At 55.4% G+C, this 18614-nt stretch carries 15 protein-coding genes; 6 read left to right on the forward strand and 9 right to left on the reverse strand.

Annotated features, from left to right (window positions below; all coding sequences use genetic code 11):
- Position 1 precedes the first annotated feature (1 nt).
- The gene (locus ACP9M6_RS09295) at positions 2–961 is read left to right on the forward strand and encodes an alpha/beta fold hydrolase (RefSeq protein WP_427450483.1); all 960 of its coding nucleotides are present in this window, start codon (positions 2–4) and stop codon (positions 959–961) included.
- 357 nt (positions 962–1318) lie between these two features.
- Here the strand turns inward: ACP9M6_RS09295 and ACP9M6_RS09300 are convergent, their stop codons facing one another.
- The 3 genes from ACP9M6_RS09300 to ACP9M6_RS09310 form a co-directional block, all read right to left on the reverse strand.
- Positions 1319–4522, reverse strand: a complete 3204-nt coding sequence (locus ACP9M6_RS09300) for an amidohydrolase family protein (RefSeq protein WP_427450484.1) — start codon at positions 4520–4522, stop codon at positions 1319–1321.
- 189 nt (positions 4523–4711) lie between these two features.
- The gene (locus ACP9M6_RS09305) at positions 4712–6070 is read right to left on the reverse strand and encodes a M28 family peptidase (RefSeq protein WP_427450486.1); all 1359 of its coding nucleotides are present in this window, start codon (positions 6068–6070) and stop codon (positions 4712–4714) included.
- An 11-nt stretch (positions 6071–6081) separates the two neighbouring features.
- Positions 6082–7062 carry a fatty acid desaturase family protein gene (locus tag ACP9M6_RS09310; protein WP_427450488.1) on the reverse strand — a complete coding sequence of 327 codons (981 nt, stop codon included), beginning with the start codon at positions 7060–7062 and terminating at the stop codon, positions 6082–6084.
- A 20-nt stretch (positions 7063–7082) separates the two neighbouring features.
- Between ACP9M6_RS09310 and ACP9M6_RS09315 the strand changes: the two genes are divergently transcribed.
- The gene (locus ACP9M6_RS09315; RefSeq protein WP_427450490.1) at positions 7083–7715 is read left to right on the forward strand and encodes a carbonic anhydrase; all 633 of its coding nucleotides are present in this window, start codon (positions 7083–7085) and stop codon (positions 7713–7715) included.
- On the opposite strand, the gene ACP9M6_RS09320 is transcribed toward ACP9M6_RS09315, so the two are convergent.
- Positions 7712–8509 carry a Coq4 family protein gene (locus ACP9M6_RS09320; RefSeq protein ID WP_427450492.1) on the reverse strand — a complete coding sequence of 266 codons (798 nt, stop codon included), beginning with the start codon at positions 8507–8509 and terminating at the stop codon, positions 7712–7714. The genes ACP9M6_RS09315 and ACP9M6_RS09320 overlap by 4 nt on opposite strands.
- Before the next feature lie 88 nt (positions 8510–8597).
- On the opposite strand from ACP9M6_RS09320, the gene ACP9M6_RS09325 reads away from it, so the two are divergent.
- Entirely contained in the window at positions 8598–10256 is a 1659-nt protein-coding gene (locus ACP9M6_RS09325; protein WP_427450494.1) for an amidohydrolase, read from the forward strand.
- Between the two features lie 3 nt (positions 10257–10259).
- Here the strand turns inward: ACP9M6_RS09325 and ACP9M6_RS09330 are convergent, their stop codons facing one another.
- The gene (locus tag ACP9M6_RS09330) at positions 10260–10892 is read right to left on the reverse strand and encodes a glutathione S-transferase family protein (RefSeq protein WP_427450496.1); all 633 of its coding nucleotides are present in this window, start codon (positions 10890–10892) and stop codon (positions 10260–10262) included.
- Positions 10893–10922: 30 nt separating this feature from the next.
- On the opposite strand from ACP9M6_RS09330, the gene ACP9M6_RS09335 reads away from it, so the two are divergent.
- From ACP9M6_RS09335 to ACP9M6_RS09345, 3 genes are all read left to right on the forward strand, one after another.
- Positions 10923–11789: a pirin family protein gene (locus ACP9M6_RS09335; RefSeq protein WP_427450498.1), complete on the forward strand. Its 867-nt coding sequence runs from the start codon at positions 10923–10925 to the stop codon at positions 11787–11789.
- Between the two features lie 773 nt (positions 11790–12562).
- Positions 12563–13684, forward strand: a complete 1122-nt coding sequence (locus tag ACP9M6_RS09340; RefSeq protein ID WP_427450500.1) for a zinc-binding dehydrogenase — start codon at positions 12563–12565, stop codon at positions 13682–13684.
- A gap of 1 nt (position 13685) precedes the next feature.
- Entirely contained in the window at positions 13686–14360 is a 675-nt protein-coding gene (locus tag ACP9M6_RS09345; RefSeq protein WP_427450502.1) for a TIGR02453 family protein, read from the forward strand.
- 57 nt (positions 14361–14417) lie between these two features.
- Here the strand turns inward: ACP9M6_RS09345 and ACP9M6_RS09350 are convergent, their stop codons facing one another.
- From ACP9M6_RS09350 to ACP9M6_RS09365, 4 genes are read right to left on the reverse strand one after another with little or no spacing between them, the layout of a single operon-like run.
- A complete protein-coding gene (locus tag ACP9M6_RS09350; RefSeq protein WP_427450504.1) occupies positions 14418–14852 on the reverse strand; it encodes a VOC family protein in 435 nt (144 codons plus the stop codon).
- A complete protein-coding gene (locus ACP9M6_RS09355; RefSeq protein WP_427450506.1) occupies positions 14830–15462 on the reverse strand; it encodes a glutathione S-transferase family protein in 633 nt (210 codons plus the stop codon). The genes ACP9M6_RS09350 and ACP9M6_RS09355 overlap by 23 nt, the downstream gene beginning before the upstream one ends.
- A 38-nt stretch (positions 15463–15500) precedes the next feature.
- The gene (locus tag ACP9M6_RS09360) at positions 15501–16001 is read right to left on the reverse strand and encodes a DUF6702 family protein (protein WP_427450508.1); all 501 of its coding nucleotides are present in this window, start codon (positions 15999–16001) and stop codon (positions 15501–15503) included.
- Positions 16001–18604 (reverse strand): M1 family metallopeptidase, encoded by a 2604-nt coding sequence (locus ACP9M6_RS09365; RefSeq protein WP_427450510.1) that lies wholly within the window; start codon positions 18602–18604, stop codon positions 16001–16003. The genes ACP9M6_RS09360 and ACP9M6_RS09365 overlap by 1 nt, the downstream gene beginning before the upstream one ends.
- Positions 18605–18614: the final 10 nt, after the last annotated feature.

Consider the following 18614-nt stretch of genomic DNA (forward strand, 5'->3'; position numbering starts at 1 on the left):
TATGAACTTTCAAAGCCCGCATTTCGTTCCCTCCGATTCCTTTCAGATCGCAACTTATGCGGACGGGCCGGAGGACGGATCGGCCATATTGCTTGTCCATGGTTGGCCGGAAGTTGCCTATAGCTGGAAAAATACGGTCCCCGCATTGGTCGCGGCGGGCTACCGCGTGATTGCTTATGATTTGCGCGGCTTTGGGCAGTCCTCCGCGCCCGCTGACCCTGTTCACTATGCCATGCCGCAACTCATCGCCGATATGGAAGCGGTCATGGACGCCTATGGCTTGGACAGCGCGATTATCTGCGGTCACGATTGGGGCGGGTCTATTGTCTGGCACGCCGCGCGGATGATTTCGCACCGCGTGGAGGCCGTCATCGGAATTTGCGTCCCGCATACGTCCCGTGCGCCCGTGCGCCCGCTGAAGATCATCGAAAAGCGGTTCGGCGCGAAGCATTATTTTATCGAATTCAGAGACCGAGGCCCCGACGTCGCGGAGATGTTTGCGCAGGACGCGGACGGGTTCTTCCGCCTTATGTTCCGCTCCACCCCTCCGGGTGCGAAGATGGACGAGACCTTTACCTTCATCCCGACAAAATTCGAAAAGTTCCTGAAATCGGGTTCGCCCAAGCTCAAGGGCGAAGTGTTGCAGGATGAGGACCGGAAGCATTTTGTCGAGGCTTACACGCGGACGGGGTTCGAGACAGGCATGAACCTCTACCGGAATATCGATGTGAATTGGGAATTAGCCGAAGGCATGAGTGACCGGATCACGCAGCCTGTTCTGATGATAAGTCCCGAGGGGGACCTGCTGCTGCCGCCGGAATTGACAGAACCGATGGTGAAGATGTGTCCGGATTTGGAACGGGTTAACATTCCGGACTGCGGGCACTGGGCCATGTGGGACGCGCCGGAAGCCCTGAACGGGGCAATGGTGGAGTGGTTGGGCCGGAGAGCATCAGTTTAAGCGATGACGTCACACCGTCGCGGGCAAAGCCCGCCCGGTGCCAATGCCGTGAAGGTGGCGGTTTAACGACCAAACTTATTTTATGTCATCATCCGACTTGATCGGATGATCCATTCGCATTCAGTCGCGGCTCAAACAAAACTCAACATTTAAACCGAAGTCGATGCGAATGGATTGCCCGATCAAGTCGGGCAATGACAACAATTAGGATTGGGTTCTTTACGTCACCTTTACGACATGGCTACCGGGCGGCCCTGCGGGTCGCGTCGGTATGACATCCGTTCAACCGCTTGGTATTTTGAAGTTGGCCTTCGGCCAAGCTTTAGAAATAAGTTTTTGATTCACTGGACCAAAAAATCACTTCTCCCAATAATATGGCAACCGTTCCTTATCCCCGGTGAATACCTCGTTCATGGTCGCGGCTTCATATAACCGCCCGCCAATCATGACATGCTCAATCTTATCCGTATTCCGAATATCGTCGAGCGGGTTGTCAGAGAGAATGACTAAATCCGCCAATTTCCCCTCTTCCAACGACCCAATGTCATCGGCGAACCCAAGATGACGCGCAGGTTCAGTGGTTGCGGTCATGAGGGCTTGAACGGGGCTCATCCCACCACGTGAGAAGCTCCACATTTCCCAATGGGCGGCGAGACCTTCGCGTTGACCATGCGCCCCGATGGAAACGGGCACACCCGCTTCCAGCAGTTTCTTGGACACGGCGGCAGAGGCTGCATCCGCGTAATCCGCATCCGGCGCGGTTTCACGACGGACAGATTGAGATCGCAGCAGGGCGGGCGGCGTATGGGCCGACAGGATCGGGTGTTTCCACACATCCTCACGCGCATAATAATAGGCTTCACCGCGCACGCCGCCATAGGTCACGGCGAGGGTGGGCGTATAGGCGACATTCGTCTGCGAATACATCTGCACAACATCATCATAGATAAATTCCTGCGGCAGATTATGTTCAACGGATGTGTTGCCATCCTGCACGAGGGACATGTCCATATGATAGAGTGAACCGCCTTCTGCGACGACGATCAGATTTTCGTCATGCGCCGCTTTCACGACTTGCTGACGCTGATCCCGACGCGGTTGGTTATAGTTTTTCACGCCGTGCGCGCCTTGCTCTTTCAGGCGGGAGACGTGCTCGCGGGCATCGTCCTCAGATTGGATATTGGCGAAGAAGCCGGGGGCTTTCGCACCGTAAATGACCTCACCTGTCGAATATGTGCGCGGCGCGAGGAGCATGCCGGCGCGTTGCATTTCTCCGGCGGCGAAGATTTCGCTGGCGCGGGAGGAGGGATCGAACACGGTTGTCACACCGAGGGCGAGGGTCGCGACGGCTTCCCAATTCTGCTGCGGAATCAACTCGTCTGTCCCCTGCGGGCCATGCGCGTGGGCGTCGATGAAGCCGGGGACAACCGTTTTGCCTTCCAGATCAATCACAACGCCATTGCCGGAGGGCCGTTTCAGATTCTGACCGATTTCAACAATCCGGTCGCCTTCAATCTTGATGTCCGTCTCTTCCATGACGCCGCCATCCTTGTCAGCCATGGTGACGAGACGGGCATTTTGGAGGAGGACGGTTGTATCCGGCACGTCCTTTTTGACTTTGTAGGAAATTGACGTGCCATCCGTGACGGGCTCGAAATCATCGCTCATCATTTCGTCAATCGTCGCGGAGAAGACGTTCGGGCCGAGCGACCAATTCAGCGTGCCGTCCTTTGACCAACTCGGATAGGTCGCGCCGCCTTCGCTGACTTTCACGACGGGCAGTTCACCCGTTGTCATACCCGTGCCGACATTTTGCGGACCCATGAGGAGCGGCATGACGAAGAGATTATAATTCTCGCGGAAGGCGACATAATCACCATTTGGTGAGATCAGATAGGTCTGCGCCATTTTTGAACTGGCATGTTCGCGCTGGTCATCGCCGAGCAGATTGGTCGAGACGAGCGTGCTTTTGCTATCGATATTTTTGGTGAAAAAGACGCGCAGATCATCTCCGTCAAAATGCGGGTCAGAGCCGGATTTTGAAATCCGGATGGGGTCGTTATCGCCAATGGCCTGAACGTAGAGACCTGGATCATCCGTATAGGTCGGCGCGGTCAGAGAAGAGCCACCCCCTTTTTCATAGGTTAGGAAGTCACCCGACGGGGACAGGCGCGGGCGCTTATAATGGCCGGGTTTATCCGTATGGGTCGTGATTTTACCGGTCGCGACATTGATCGTGTGGATTGCGCCAAGGTCAGCATCTGTCCATGTCGTAAAGGCAACGGATTTCCCGTCACGCGACCAGCTCGGATAAAGCTCGCGCACCTCTTTAGGCAGTTTGGTCAGCCCTTTCACACGACCATTGGCCATGTCGCGGATGTAGAGTTTGCCCAGCGATTCAAAGACGACGGATTTTCCGTCGGGGCTCATCTGGACAAAGCGGGGCATCTGTATGGAGAATTCATCCGGCGCGACGTCGACTTTGGGACGCGGGGCATCCATCACGGTGCGGGTATCGCGGACTTTAAACGGAATGGCTTTGAAATTGCCGCTGGTGACATTCAGCTTATGGATTTTACCTTTGGCCCAGAAATAGATCGACTCACCATCCGGCGACCAATCCATATTTGGATAGACGCCTTGGACGGCCCAGGTTTCCTGCATGTCCTGATCCAGATCGTCGAAAATCATGCGCTCCTCACCGGATTCGAGGTCTTTCAGAAACAGCTTGGACCTCGCTTCAACGCGTTTGACAAAGGCGAGGGACTTTCCGTCGGGTGAGGGTGCGCCGCGCACCGCGCCGCCATACCCGCCAGCGGCTGTGCTGATCTCGCCAGTCTCCAGATCATATTCCTTAATCTGGAACAGCTCCGTATGGCTGTTCTGGGCATAGATGAATTGCCCGCCCGGTGTCGTATTCTGCGTGTAATAAATCGATTTGCCATCCGGCGCGAAGATGGGCTCGCCGAGTTCTTTCTGATGCGTCTCGGACGGTTTCTTCACGAGCTGCACACCGCTGCCGCCCTTGGTGTGATAGAGCCAGATTTCACCCGTGCCGAGGGACCGCGAGGTCGTGAAATGTTTCTTCGCCGCGATATAGGTGCCGTCCGGTGACCAGGTCGGGTTATTCATCAGGCGGAAGGTCTCTTTCGTGATCTGACGCGCATTTTCGCCGTCCACATCCATCACCCAGATATTGTCACCGCCCGCACGGTCCGACGTAAAGGCGATTTCCTTGCCATCAGGAGAGAAGCGCGGCTGCATATCCCACGCCATGCCGGACGCGATATTTTTGGCGGTCCCGCCCGTGGCGGGCATCGTGTAAATGTCACCGAGGAGGTCGAAGGCGATCGTTTTGCCGTCGGGCGAAACGTCGAGGCTCATCCATGTGCCCTCATCGACATTGATGTCGATTTTGCGCTTATCTCCGGGCGGGTTTTGCACATCCCATTTTGCGTCTTCTTTGGCGTCATCAGGTTTTGAGTCGGCGAAAGCGGTCAGGGCAATGGCCGACGCTGCAGTAAGGGCGATAGTGGAGAGAAGGGCGGTTTTGAGAGTCATCAGGAAGCCTCGATTTTCAATTTAAATGTGTTGTGGGGGAAGGGCAGAGGTAAATCATGCCTTTTCGCGTGAGAGGGGACGCGAAACGCCCGCAATCGCCCCTGTGGGCCGATTGCAGTGGAGCGCCGAACCGCCATGCGGTTCGGTTGCTTTGGTATGGAAATCCTCCTCTCCCCTTGGAGAGGAGGATTAGAACCGCCCCGCAGCCCCGGGGAACACGACCGGAGTCTCACTTCCATCTTTCGCCACCGCACTCACGCCGAAAAAGTAATTATCAATTACCAAATTCTCGAAGGTCCATTCATTCACTTTCCCGACAAAGCGAGAATGTGTCCATTCCGGCTCCGTCGTCAGGCGCCAATGCACGCGATATCCCGCAAGGTTCGAGCCATTGGGCGGCGTTTCCCATTCAAGTTTGGCGGAAAGCTGCACCGCGCCTGAGGCTTCGACATTAGCGGGGAAGGGCGGCGCACCCGCCATCCCTGCGAGAGTGATGGCGTTCAGGGCCGTGAGTTTGGCTGCATAGACAGAGTCGACGCCCTCCATCGTGTCGCCGTACTCAGTACCATTTTCTGTCCGCAAATCCTGATGCTGGCGGTCATAATGTTCGTGCGTTTCCATGATGCGGATGCCGGGGATGCCGACGACATTGAAGGGGCGGTGATGACCGCCGCGGCCGAAGCGGTCGAGGCGGTAGACCATCATGATGTCGAGATTGGTCAGATATTGGTCGCCCTGTGATTTGACATAACGCGCGAGATTGCGGGACGGGCTGTCCACTTCGCCGCCCGTGAAACGGCGGGCGCGGGCTTCGGCTTCGGTTTCATTGGCGCGGGTGCCTTCGGAAAACACGCGGACGGTCGAATTATTCGTCACGCCGTCTATGCCCGTAATGTTGGAAATCATATCGTTGTTCAGGACGCCCTTAATCTCCCAGCCTTGTTCCAACGCGTAGTCCGCCACGATCTTGCCGCCGAACAGTCCCTGTTCCTCGCCGGACAGACCCGCATAAATGATGCTGCCCGCATATTTGCGTTTGGACAAAATGCGCGCCGCCTCGATCGTGCCTGCCATACCGGAGGCATTGTCATTCGCGCCGGGACTGTCATCCGTGCCGTTGAGCGGGTCGGTGACGCGGCTGTCAATATCGCCGCTCATCATGACATAGCGGTTGGGGTCGGTTGTGCCGCGTTGAATGGCGAGGACCGACACGACCTCTGTCGGATTTGGAATGCGCCGCTCGCCCTCAATCGTGTCGCTGACGTAGATCACTTCCAGACAGCCGCCGCACTCCGACGAGATTTTTTCGAACTCCGCGAAGATCCAGCGCCGCGCCGCACCGATGCCGCGTGTGTCACTCTCGGTTTCAGACAGTGTGTGGCGTGTGCCGAAATCGACGAGGGTCTGGATGTCGGCTTGGATGCGGTCGGCAGAGGGCTCGACGGCAACGGAATAGAGGTCTTGGACTTCGGACGGTGGGCCGTAATCCTGCGCAGAAGCGGTGGAAACACCGAGCAAGAGTGTGGCGGCGAGTGCAAGACGTTTCATTCTATATCCTCTTAAGCAGAGGCAAGTTTGAGCACTGCCCCGTAATCATTCTGAATTTCCATATCGGGCTCATGCCCGTTCGCGACCATCGCTTTGTGCAGGGCTTTCAGACGATAGCAAGGCACAAACATATAGGCGTGATGTTCCACGTGGTAATTGACCCAATAGGGCGCGAACAGGATGCGTTCTATCACATTGGCGTGTGTTGTCCGCGCATGGGTGAGCGGATTATCGTCATTGGTCGTCACCGCATGTTCGGCAATATTGCGCAGGCGCAGCACGGCAAACATCCACGTCCACATGGGGAGAAGCCAGAGTGTGAGATAGAGCCAAGGATGCCCGATCAGGATAAAAATCCCGAATAGGATCGCATTGCTGACGAAAAATGGAATGGGCGAGGATTTCTGAAACGCGTCAGAGCCTTCCACTTTCTCTCCGCCCTTACGCATCTTCCAACTCGCGATACGCAGTCGCAGATAGGTGCGACCCGTAATGTCCCGTAGGAACTTTCGTCTCAAACTGGCTTTTGTTGTCGGGAATTTGGCTGAAAGAGGTAGGTCCGGATCGTTTTCTGATTGCGTATGGCGATGGTGTTTCAGGTGATAATGGCGATAGGCGATCATGTCGCCGCCATAGGGCGCGGCGAGAAAGTATTTGCCGACGAACTCGTTCAGCTTTCGATTTTGAAACATGACGCCATGCGCTGTGTCATGGGCGAGGATGGACAGACCGTGCTGCCGCGATCCAATGATGAGGAAACTGGCCGCGAAAACAAAGGGATTGGGAAAAATAATATAGGCGGCAACCGCCAGTGCGATGACACCCCAGACATGAACTGTCAGCCAGGCGCCCCAAAGGTCGGACCGCTTCGCCATTCGGCGAACCTCTTCCTTTGGAATGTAATCAATGGCGTGTTCCATACTTTGAAGATGCGCCCGCACACCCCCATCTGTCAACGGCACATTCCCGCGCATGGCTTGACGCAGATGCATGGACGCGAAAAAACAGACGCATGGAACGACTCGTCAAAGGTTATCAATCATTTCGCGCGGGAGACTATGGTCACCAGAAAGCGCTCTATGAAGAGTTAGGCCGCGAGGGTCAGCATCCCGATATCATGCTGATCGCTTGCGCCGATAGTCGTGTGGATCCAACGGATATTTTCGATGCTTATCCGGGTCAGATGTTCGTCGCTCGCAATGTTGCCAATCTCGTCCCGCCACCGGATTTAAACGAAGGTTTTCACGGCACGACGGCGGCAATTGAATATGCTGTGAAAGTCATCGGTGTCGATATGATCGTCGTGATGGGTCATGAGAGTTGCGGCGGTATTCAGGGTTGTATCGCCGGATTGGGGCGCGAGCCGGAGGGCGGCTATGTCAATAAATGGCTCAGCCAGATCAATCACGTGCATGACCGTGTTTCAAAACGCGGACTGTCCGATCACGAAATGCAGTTCGAGATGGAGTTGGAGACCGTCCGCCAATCCATCGCCAATTTGATGCAATATGATTTTGTGCAGGAGCGTGTCGAAGCAGGGACACTTTCCCTCCAAGGCGCTTATTTCTCAATTATTCAAGCTCGTCTTATGTTGGCCGACGAGCGAGGTGAGTTCAAACTGATTGATATATCGAAAGAGGCTTAGGCTGCTACAGTAGTCGCGACGGGTTCCGCACCGATCACGCCGTAAGGGTCTATTCCGTTATCGCGCATCATGGCGTGGACTTCGTGATATTTCGTCGGCATTTCGATGCCCAGCTTTTCACGCACAGCATCCAACTGCATCGGCAGTAATTCCATCAGGTCATGATAGACGATATCTTGAGCGGCTTTGCCAATGCGGCGGGCTTCATGGATGGATTTCAACACGGGGGCACCCTTCGGGGCGGATTTCCTGACTTCCCACGCCGCACCATAAGCGATGAAGATGACGCCCGGACCGCCATGTTGGGCATAGCTATAGCCGAGGACAGAGGCTTCACCCAGAGCGTCACGGCCAAACCCCGTCAGGACATGCAGCATATCATGCGTATCACGCAAGCGGTCGCCGTAAAGATTCATATCCTCATCGCCGAAGTCACGGTCAATTTCCGACGTCGCATATTCATCGACGAGCCCTTGAGCCGTTAGACCTTCGCGCGACATAAACTCTACATAAGCGCGACCCAAGCTTCCATCGGGAAGGGAGCGCAACCAATTATGATCGTCGAGAAGCGGTGGAAGATAGCGACGCTCGGCCAAGCGCTGCTGGCCTCGCTCGGAATTCGCAAATTTCAGAAATGATTTCTGAAAACTATCGCCGTTCAGGGCTTCGATGACTTTGAAAACCTGTGACGTGTCTTCCTTATTCGCGATCAGATTGCGAAAATGTTTGAACGCCTTGATCGGGCGGCGGCGCTGTTTCAATTCGGGATTATAGTGATACGTCTTCTGGGTCATATCATTTCGGTAGCACGGAATGGCTTCCCTACCAACGTCCGAGACTGCATATGGTTTATGCGAATGCGCGGGGTCGAGGAGAGAGAATATGCGACATCTAATGATATGTGCGAGCCTGTTGGCGCTCTCGGCCTGTGCTGCCGAGACGCAAGACAGATCTGAGGTCGTCGCGATAAAAGGCAATATCATCACGATGAATGATGCGCAGCCGAGAGCGGCTGCGATGGTGTTGGGCGAGGATGGCGGCATTACGGCCATCGGCGATGTGGCCTTGCTGGATCAATATCCAGACGCACGCGTCATCGACCTGGCGGGTCGGACGATTGTGCCGGGATTCATCGACAGCCACGCCCATGTGCGGGAATTTGGGATGGACCGGATTAAGGCAGACCTGGTCGGTGCAGAAACGGTCGAGGAAATGGTCGCGCTGTTGCAGGCGCGCTTTCCCAATCCGAAAGCCGGAGTGTGGCTCATCGGGCAGGGCTGGGACGAGGGCGAGTTTGCCACTCGCGGTTATCCCGACCGCGCGGCGCTGGACGCGGCCTTTCCCGATAACCCGGTAGCACTGGAAAGCCTGCACGGCTTTGGCGGCTTTTATAACGGCAAAGCGCTGGAGATCGCGGGCCTCAATGCGGAGACACCGGACCCAGAAGTCGGCGACATCCTCCGCCGCGAAGACGGGTCGCCCACAGGTGTCATGCTGACTCTCGCGCAGGACCTCGTCGATCAACATATTCCTCAGCCCGATCAGGCGATGCGGGAGGAGGCGATTATCGCCGCGCTGGAAACGATGGCGGCGGCGGGTGTCACGTCTATTCACGAGGCGGGCATGGAGCCGCTCGACGTCGCGGCGTTTAAATCCCTGCGAGCAAAGGACGCGCTACCCGCCCGCGTTTATGGCCTGCTGGACGGAAATAATGATGCGCTGATAGCGGACTGGTTCGCAGCCGGTATTTCGGATGATCCGCAGGACTGGCTGGACATTCGCAGCATCAAGATTTTCTATGACGGTTCGCTCGGTTCCCGCACCGCGCTGATGGCGAAACCCTATTCGGACAAGCCGGACGCGGCCCGCCCGACGGAACGTATCTCGCCCGAAAAACTGCAAACCCTCGCGAATGAGGCGCAGGCGAAAGGCTTCCAAATGGCCGTTCATGCCATTGGCGATGAGGGAAATAACCGCACGCTCGATATTTACGAGTCCGCGCTGGACGGCGATGCATTTAGTCGCTGGCGGATTGAACATGCGCAAGTCGTCCTGCCCGATTACTACGACCGTGTTGCAGATTTGAAAATCCTCTCCTCCGTTCAATCCTCTCACGCCGTTGGTGACAGCGGTTGGGCCGAAGACCGCGTCGGGGCGGAACGTATCCAACACGCCTATGCGTGGCAGCGGATTTTGAATGCTGGCGGAGAGTTGATGCTAAATTCCGACATGCCGGGCGAGCCTTGGACACCCATGGAGACGCTTTATTTTGCTGTGACGCGCGCCAAACTGGACGGCACCCCGCCCGGTGGCTGGTATGCCGAGCAGGCCCTTTCCGTCGAAGAAGCGCTGAAAGCCATGACCCTAACCAACGCCTATGGCGCGTTTCAAGAGGACGCGCTGGGCTCGCTGGAAGCGGGGAAATGGGCGGACTTCGTCGTACTGGATGCGGACCCGACGGCGGTCGCGCCCGCTACTCTCAAAGATATCCAAGTCCTGCAGACCTGGATTAATGGTGAACCCGTCTATCAAGCGGAATAGCTTTTATGCTTTGTAGCTGGGCCGATCCTTCATCCGCGCATGCCAAGCGAGGAGGGCGGTCTGGTCCTCTTCCGGCGTGACTTTTACCCAGCGGCCAAAATCGACGACCACCGTCGCCGTAATATCCGCCACGGAATAGCTGTCACCCGCGACAAATTCATTCGCGGTAAGCTGACGGTCCAGCGTTTTAAAAAACCATCCGAGTTTCATCAATCCGCGTTCCGCCAATTCCGGAATTTGCGGGATGTTCTTCGGCCCCGGAAGCGCGCGGTCTTTCATCGCGGGGGAGCTATTGCGCAGGGCTTCCGCCGCCGACATCAATCCTCCTATCTCGCACCGCCAATTCCACGTCGCCACCTGCGCCTTTTCAATCGGTGTCGTGCCGAGCAAAGCCGGCTCGGGATGCAGGGCCTCCAGATAGGCCGCAATGCCCGCATTTTCTGTCAGCGTATCACCGTCTTCCGTGACCAGTGCGGGAACCGTGCAACCCGGATTGATCTTGCGAAATTCGGGGCTCATCTGCTCGCCCTTGGTCAGGTCGATCTGGATGTTCTCATATTCAATTCCTTTTTCGGCCAAGAACATACGCGTCCGTCGCGGGCTGGGGGCGGTTGTGCAATCGTATAATTTCAGCATAGTCAGGTCTCCATCTTCAAGAGGCACAGTATGACCACAGGCGTTGCAATCAAGTCCGTTCTGAACCCCCGCGCGAAAGATATCGGCGAATTCGAAGTGCGCCGCGCGCTGCCTTTCATTCAACAGCGGGCGATTGGCCCGTGGATATTCTTCGATCATTTCGGCCCTGTCGAGTTTGCACCGGGGGAAGGTATGAATGTTCGCCCGCATCCGCATATCAATCTGGCGACCGTGACTTACCTGTTCGAAGGCGAGATTTATCACCGCGACAGTCTCGGTAATGCACAACCTATTCTGCCGGGCGGGGTAAACCTCATGGTGGCGGGGAGGGGCATTGTTCATTCGGAACGCACGCGCGATGAATTGCGGGCCAGCGGATATTCCATGCACGGCTTGCAACTCTGGCACGCCCTGCCGGAAGAGCAGGAAGAAACGGACCCAGCCTTCTATCACCATCCGGCAGAGGACATTCCGCAGGTGGATATCGACGGCGTGAGCGTCCGTGTTATGATGGGCAGCGCTTACGGCGTGACCTCGCCCGTCAAAACCTTTTCGCCAAATATCTATATCGAGGCCGACTTAAAAGCCGGACAATCGCTCGACCTGCCACAGGCGGAAGAGCGCGGGATTTATGTTGTGAAAGGCGGATTGGACATTCACGGAGAGGTAGCGCCCATTTTCGCCATGTCCGTCCTCACAGACGCCGCGAAAACCGTGACCGCGACGGAGGATACGCGCTTTGCAATGATCGGCGGCGATACTCTCGGCCAGCGATTCCTCGACTGGAATTTCGCGTCGAGTTCGAAGGAAAGGATCGAGCAGGCGAAAGAGGATTGGCGAGAAGGACGATTCCCGAAAGTGCCGGGGGATGAGGAAGAGTTTATTCCCCTGCCTTGAGGGTGGGAAAGGTGGCAATCCACGTTTATCGAAAACTAAACTCCACACTTTATGTAAATTAAAATTGTCTAAGCAACCTTAATTGTCACCCCGCACAAGGGCTTTGTCCGCAGATGCGGGGCCTAACGGTTACAGAACGTGGGCTCGGGTTTGCAGACGATAGGTCCCGCATCTTCGCTTCGCTACGTGCGGGATGACAGTGCGATGGGAGTCTCACAGTTTTGTGGTCAATCCCCATATATAAAAAACATAACCCCGCACTTATTCAACCCGCGCTATATTTAAGATGTTCTCTCAGACACGGGACAGGGTAGCGCTCTCTATCTGGTACTGAAAGACGGTGGGACTGAGCATCCGGCGGTGAGACGCCGGACTGTGCTGGGTCTTTTATGGCGAGCGGTGACCGCCGGGCCTTGAAAGGGAGCACGAGACTAACATCCTCGTGGCTTGTCCGAAGGCGCGACTGCGGGACCCGGTGCATTTCGCGTACGCGATTGCACGGACCGTCATATCAAAAACCACCGCCGCGGGACGTTGATGATTGGCCTGACACCCCAATCCTCACGGTCATTGCGTAAAACAACTCTACTCTTGGTCTCCATCGTGATGACCCTCCCGCGGACTGTCCCACCTTTAACGGGAAATTCGCCTCTGCCGCACGCTTTGATCGTCGGTCGTACATTTCCGCATGTCTGCCAACGTCTCGTCTGTATCTTGACCGCGCCGCATATCCCCGCCACCACTGCCGCAAATCAAAATAAGGCGAAATTCCCATGACCACATATCTTCAGATGCTTTCCACCGTCACAACGGACGGCCTGGAAATGAAACTCGTTAAGCAGAAAATGCCCGAGCCCAAACCCCATGAAATCGTCGTCAAAGTTGAAGCGACTCCGATCAATCCGTCTGATCACGGTGTCATGTTCGGTTGGGCCGATATTTCGAAAGCGACCTCATCCGGTGAAGGTGCGGACCGTGTGTTGAAGGCTCCACTGGCGCCCGGTGGATTGTCCCGCATGAAGGCCCGTCTGGACCAAGACCTTCCTGTCGGGAATGAAGGCGCGGGAACAGTCGTCGCGGCAGGGTCTGATGAATATGCACAATCTTTGATGGGCAAGCGTGTCGCCGTGATGGGCGGCGGCATGTATGCGGGTTACCGCGCGGTACCAGCCATGAGCGCGCTGCCTCTGCCCGAGGATGCGACGGCCCGTGACGGCGCATCCTGTTTCGTCAATCCGCTGACCGCGCTCTGCTTTATCGAGACGATGCGCGGTGAAGATCACTCCGCGATTGTTCACACGGCCGCCGCGTCGAACCTTGGCCAAATGCTCAACCGCATCTGTCAGGCGGATGGCGTCGACATCGTCAATATCGTGCGCCGTCAGGAACAGGTTGATATTCTAAAAGAGCTCGGCGCGAAATATATCGTCAATTCCAGCGATGATGATTTCCATATGCAGCTGACCGACGCCATTCACGCGACGGGCGCGACGCTCGGCTTTGACGCGATTGGTGGGGGTGATACAGCGTCCAATATTCTGCTCGCCATGGAAGCCGCCGCCGCGCGAACACCGGGGGCTTATTCCATTTATGGCTCGATAAAACATAAGCAGGTCTATTCCTATGGCAGCCTCGATTTCGGTCCGACGATCCTCAACCGTGCCTATGGTATGGCCTGGGGCGTGGGCGGCTGGTTGCTCCCGAACTTCCTCGCCAAGGCCGGTATGGAAACGGCTGTGCGCCTGCGCAAGCGTGTGGCGGATGAGTTGCACACGACGTTTAAAAGCCACTATACCGACGAGATTTCCCTCTCTGATGCCTTGGATGCGGATATTGTGAAGCGGTATAACGCGAAGAAAACGGGCGAGAAATTCCTGATTAATCCGCAGCTATAATATGGGTATCGGGTTCTCTGCAAAATCGTTTCAACTGCTTGAAGAGCTTCGCGATAATTGTAATCGCGAGTGGTATCTGGAGCATAAGCCGGAGATTTTGGAACATTGCGTGGACCCGTTCCGCTTTCTGCTGGAATGCGTAACGCGGGAACTCTCAGACCATTCCATCCGCCTGTCGGGTGGGAAACAGACGATGTTCCGCCTGAACCGCGATGTCCGGTTTTCGAAAGATAAGTCGCCCTATAATCATCATATCAGCGGAACGCTGACGCGCTCTGGATCAAAGAACGAGCAGGGCGGCTTGGTCTATCTCCGTCTTGACCCCACGGGTGGCATGTTGGGCGGCGGCTATTACGGACTGACGGCGAAACGCATGGGATCTATTCGGGACCGGATTTTGGCGGAGCCCGAGGCGTTTCAGGACATGGTTGATCATCTGGCCGAGCATGATTTGGTCTTTGGTAAGGAAGACAGCCTGACAAATATGCCGCGCGGCTATAGTCAGCAAAGCGAGCATGAGCTGGCGTGGGCGCTGCGGATGAAGAATTTCATCATACGCCGCGACATGAAACGTAATGACTGGAAGGGCGACGGCTTCGTGGAAATGATCGCGGATTTTGCAAAGGTCGTGACGCCCGTGCTGGATTTTGGATTGGTGAGCGTGGAGGGGACGTAATAAAAACTATGTCATCCTCGGGTGAAGATCGGTGATGACGTTCAGTTAAAAAATGCTCTAACTCGCGAAGACTTGGCTCATGTCTTTGAAACTCTTGAATTCCAGCGCATTGCCGCTGGGGTCCATGAAGAACATTGTGGCCTGTTCACCGACCTCGCCTTTGAACCGGATATAGGGCTCGATGACGAACTCTGTGCCCGCGGATTTTAGGCGCTCTGACATCTCTGTCCACGTGTTCCAATCCAGGATCGCCCCGAAATGACGGACGGGGACCTGCTTGCCATCCACGGCGTTAGTGGGTTCGACTATATCGCCCATATCCTTGACGTGAAAGCTGACCTGATGGCCGAAGAAATCGAAATCAATCCATGTGTCCGCTTCGCGACCCTGCGTGCAGCCGAGGAGGTCGCGGTAGAAAGTCCGCGTTTCCTCCTTGTCCCGCACAGGCGCAGCGAGGTGAAAAATAGACTTAGCTGTTGGGGCCGTAGGCATAACTTCCGCCTCTCTCAAGCGCCCGTTGATAGGCGGGCAATTTGTGAATGCGGTCAACATAGTCGAGACAGGCTTCATAACCTTTCAACCGTCCGCGCGCTTTGGCGGCCTCCAACGGGAAAATCATCTGGATGTCCGCGCCCGTCATCTCGTCGCCTGCAAACCATTCCTTGCTCGTCAATTGATATTCGCAATAGTCGAGAATGCCTTTAATTTCGGCCATAATCATCGGCTGGATCGGCGCGGCGGCCTCGCCGAGAAAACCCGTATAAAGCGCGAGGAGGAGCGGCAGCATGGCCGAACCTTCTGCGAAATGGAGGAAGTGAACATAATCGACATAATCCTGCGTGCCTTTGGCCGGACGCAATTTCCCGTCGCCATATTTATCAAGGAGGTAGACAATAATCGCACCGGTTTCAGCAACGATCAGACCGTCATCTTCAATCAGCGGGCTTTTGCCGAGCGGATGGACCGCTTTCAGTTCTTTCGGCGCGCGATTGGTCTCGGGGTCGCGCTTGTAATGTTTGATATCATATTCAACGCCCAGTTCTTCAAGGAGCCAGAGGATGCGTTGCGAGCGGGAATTATTGAGATGGTGTACAGTTAACATGACGCAGTGATGCGTTACGTGGGGGCGTAGGGCAAGACCTAAGAGGTCGAATTTATGGCATCGAGGTCCGAATTTTCGAACACAATTGTGCGAATGCCGTCTGACGTCGGAACATTGATCGTGTTGTCGAAGTGCGGGTTGAGATCGCGCAAGATCGCGTTTCGGGCCGACCATGTTTCGGGCAGGGCCGCAATTTCTCCGGTCTGGTAGACATAGACATGTCCACCCTCGATCTCTGCGCCGAGCAGGTTGAGCGGGACAGTCTCGCCATCCGCAATAAGCTCAAACCGCTCGGCTGTGTAAAGCGCGAGTTGTGCACGGGCTTTCAGGCCGGACAGGTCGTTCGTCTCAATAATGCCCGCCTTGTAGAGCAGACGCTGCGTTGTCGAGAGTTGGAGGACATGGGTGACTTCAAGAGTAGTGTCGTCGGATGTGACAACTTCCGTCTCCACGCGCGGGGCATCATGGGCGACGGCAGGGACCGTCGCCGCAAATGTCATCGCAATGGCGCTACAGATTGCGGCGCGACGGGACAGCATTAATCACGCTCCAACATGCGTTCGAGTGTGCGACGCAGGGACGATTTTTTCTTCTCGTCCTTGGCATCTTCAGCTTTGGCTTTGGTTGGAGTTTCAGCCTCAGGCTCTTCCGCTGCGTCGCCCATTGGCGCGGATTTTTCATCCGCAGCGTCGTCATCGTCCGAATGCAACTCGCGCAGCATATCGGCCATCATGTTCGAGGCTTGGTAGTTGGACTTATAAAGCTCCAAACGACTGCTGCGCATGACGGGCGGGTAGGCGTTGTTGGAATAATCCGCATCCGCCGTCTGATGCGCTTCGTCGAGTTTGAAGCCGGAAGCTTTGTTGTCGAGCACGAAGAGCTTGGTCACAAACTCCGCATTCCGACGCCAGATTTCAGCCGGGATCATATACTCTTCCGTCGAGCCATTGGCATATTCGATCGTGACGGGGAGTGGAGAAATCAGCCCGCCAATATTTTCAAAGTCGACGAAATAGAGATATTTTCCGTCTTCCATCGCGCGGTCATAGGCTTTGCGTTCCCAATCTTCGAGACCGTCATAAAATTTCTTGAACTTGTTTCGGTCAGCATTTGTGACCGTGAACTTGTCATTCTCATTGTAGAAATCATTGAGGTCGTCAAAGCGTTTCACACGCGGCGTGATGCCTTCTTCGCGGTTACGACGTTGCGTGATGTTCTCAGGATATTTGACGAGGTCTTCGTCACGTTGAATGTCCTTCTCAATATCAGGGTCACCTGTCGAGATTTGGTACTCACGCACATCGGTCATAGCCATATCGACATGGTCCGTGCCGTAATACCAACCGCGCCAAAACCAATCGAGATCGACAGCGGAAGCATCTTCCATCGTCCGGAAGAAGTCGGCGGGTGTCGGACGCTTGAATTTCCATCGTGTCGCATATTCGCGGAATGCAAAATCGAACAGCTCACGTCCCATCACGGTTTCGCGCAAGACAATCAGCGAAGCGGCGGGCTTGGAATAGGCATTCGGGCCGAACTGCAGGACTGAGTCAGATTGCGTCATGATCGGTACCTGATTGGAGGACTGCATATATCGCGAAATTTCATCCAGTGGGTTTTGCATATTGCGGCGGATGGGAAAATTTTCTTCCCACTCATATTCCGCCATATATTCGAGGAAGGTGTTCAGACCTTCATCCATCCACGTATAGCGACGCTCATCAGAGTTGACGGTCATCGGGAAATAGATGTGACCGATTTCGTGAATAATCACGCCGATCAGGCCATATTTGATGTTTCGGGAATACACGACTTCGCCGGATTTCTCATCCTCTGATGGACGATAGCCGTTAAAGGTAATCATCGGATATTCCATCCCGCCACGTTCCCATGAGTTCACGGACTGCGCGGTCGGATAAGGATAGTTGAAGGCGAATTTGTTATAGACGTCCATCGTATGAACAACGGCCTGTGTCGAATATTTCGACCAGATCGGGTCCGCTTCTTTCGGGAAAAATGACATGGCGAGAACCGTGGGATTCGCTTCGTCATCCTGCTCAAATGTCATCGCATCCCAGATATATTTACGGGAGGAGGACCACGCAAAGTCGCGGACATTTTCAGCTTTGAACTTCCATGTCTTCTCTCCGTCGGCCTTGGTCTTCTCGTTTTCTTCCGCTTCTTCGGGTGTCACGATATAGATAGGTTCATCGGTTCCAGCATCGGCGAGACGCTGTCGCTGTTTCGCGGTCAGGACGTCGCGCGGATTTTGCAATTCGCCCGTTGCCGCAACAATGTGATCGCTCGGGACCGTCAGATTGACTTCATAATCGCCAAATTCGAGTGTGAACTCACCACGACCGAGGAACTGTTTATTCTGCCAGCCCGTGTAGTCAGTATAGGCGGCGAGACGGGGGAACCATTGCGCCATGCCGAAGATATAATTGTCTTCCTCTTCGAAATACTCATAACCGCCACGGCCGCCAATGGAGACTTCGTCGAGAATATTGTGTTCCCAATCGACTTGAATTGTGATGGTCTCGCCAGACGCCAGTGGCTCCGGCAGGTCGATCCGCATCATGGAGTCGTTAATCGTGTAAGGTAGGGCGTCGCCATCCATGTCCATGATGGCTTTGAATTCAAAACCGTAAGTCCGGTCTTCTTTCGCTTGTTGCTTGCGCAAAGCAGAGAAGGAGATGCGGTCTGCGCCGCCGGCGCCGTCACCCCGGCTTGAGCCAGCCGCAGAGGCTGTGGCAGAACGTTCTTCGAGAGAGCCGTCCTTAAAACGGTTCTGATCCAGCGCGAGCCAGATATAGGTCAGATTGTCGGGAGAATTGTTTGTGTATTCAATATCGCTCTCGGCATAGATGCGGCGCTCTTCCTCATCCAGACGGATATCCATCACGTGACTGGCGCGTTGCTGCCAATAAGCTGGGCCGGGTGCGCCGGACGCGTTGCGGTAGATATTCGGCGTCGGAAGAACATGGTCGAGTTGTCGGAACTTGGACACCGTATCACCCGGGCTACCCGCAGGGCCTTTTGCGCCCTCATCGGCAAAGGCTTCGGTGGTCAAAACGAGCGCGGTAATCGCGCCGAGTGTTGTGACGCTGGCAAATTTCAGCGCGTTCTTAATTCCGGACATGTGTCCTCCC

Source organism: Litorimonas sp. WD9-15 (assembly GCF_050271975.1).
Taxonomy (GTDB): domain Bacteria; phylum Pseudomonadota; class Alphaproteobacteria; order Caulobacterales; family Maricaulaceae; genus Litorimonas.

Excerpts from the sequence above, each read along its gene's own strand:
- ACP9M6_RS09295 (WP_427450483.1), top strand. The coding sequence starts at position 2 with ATGAACTTTCAAAGCCCGCATTTCGTTCCCTCCGATTCCTTTCAGATC.
- ACP9M6_RS09300 (WP_427450484.1), bottom strand. The coding sequence starts at position 4,522 with ATGACTCTCAAAACCGCCCTTCTCTCCACTATCGCCCTTACTGCAGCG.
- ACP9M6_RS09305 (WP_427450486.1), bottom strand. The coding sequence starts at position 6,070 with ATGAAACGTCTTGCACTCGCCGCCACACTCTTGCTCGGTGTTTCCACC.
- ACP9M6_RS09310 (WP_427450488.1), bottom strand. The coding sequence starts at position 7,062 with ATGCATCTGCGTCAAGCCATGCGCGGGAATGTGCCGTTGACAGATGGG.
- ACP9M6_RS09315 (WP_427450490.1), top strand. The coding sequence starts at position 7,083 with ATGGAACGACTCGTCAAAGGTTATCAATCATTTCGCGCGGGAGACTAT.
- ACP9M6_RS09320 (WP_427450492.1), bottom strand. The coding sequence starts at position 8,509 with ATGACCCAGAAGACGTATCACTATAATCCCGAATTGAAACAGCGCCGC.
- ACP9M6_RS09325 (WP_427450494.1), top strand. The coding sequence starts at position 8,598 with ATGCGACATCTAATGATATGTGCGAGCCTGTTGGCGCTCTCGGCCTGT.
- ACP9M6_RS09330 (WP_427450496.1), bottom strand. The coding sequence starts at position 10,892 with ATGCTGAAATTATACGATTGCACAACCGCCCCCAGCCCGCGACGGACG.
- ACP9M6_RS09335 (WP_427450498.1), top strand. The coding sequence starts at position 10,923 with ATGACCACAGGCGTTGCAATCAAGTCCGTTCTGAACCCCCGCGCGAAA.
- ACP9M6_RS09340 (WP_427450500.1), top strand. The coding sequence starts at position 12,563 with ATGACCACATATCTTCAGATGCTTTCCACCGTCACAACGGACGGCCTG.
- ACP9M6_RS09345 (WP_427450502.1), top strand. The coding sequence starts at position 13,686 with ATGGGTATCGGGTTCTCTGCAAAATCGTTTCAACTGCTTGAAGAGCTT.
- ACP9M6_RS09350 (WP_427450504.1), bottom strand. The coding sequence starts at position 14,852 with ATGCCTACGGCCCCAACAGCTAAGTCTATTTTTCACCTCGCTGCGCCT.
- ACP9M6_RS09355 (WP_427450506.1), bottom strand. The coding sequence starts at position 15,462 with ATGTTAACTGTACACCATCTCAATAATTCCCGCTCGCAACGCATCCTC.
- ACP9M6_RS09360 (WP_427450508.1), bottom strand. The coding sequence starts at position 16,001 with ATGCTGTCCCGTCGCGCCGCAATCTGTAGCGCCATTGCGATGACATTT.
- ACP9M6_RS09365 (WP_427450510.1), bottom strand. The coding sequence starts at position 18,604 with ATGTCCGGAATTAAGAACGCGCTGAAATTTGCCAGCGTCACAACACTC.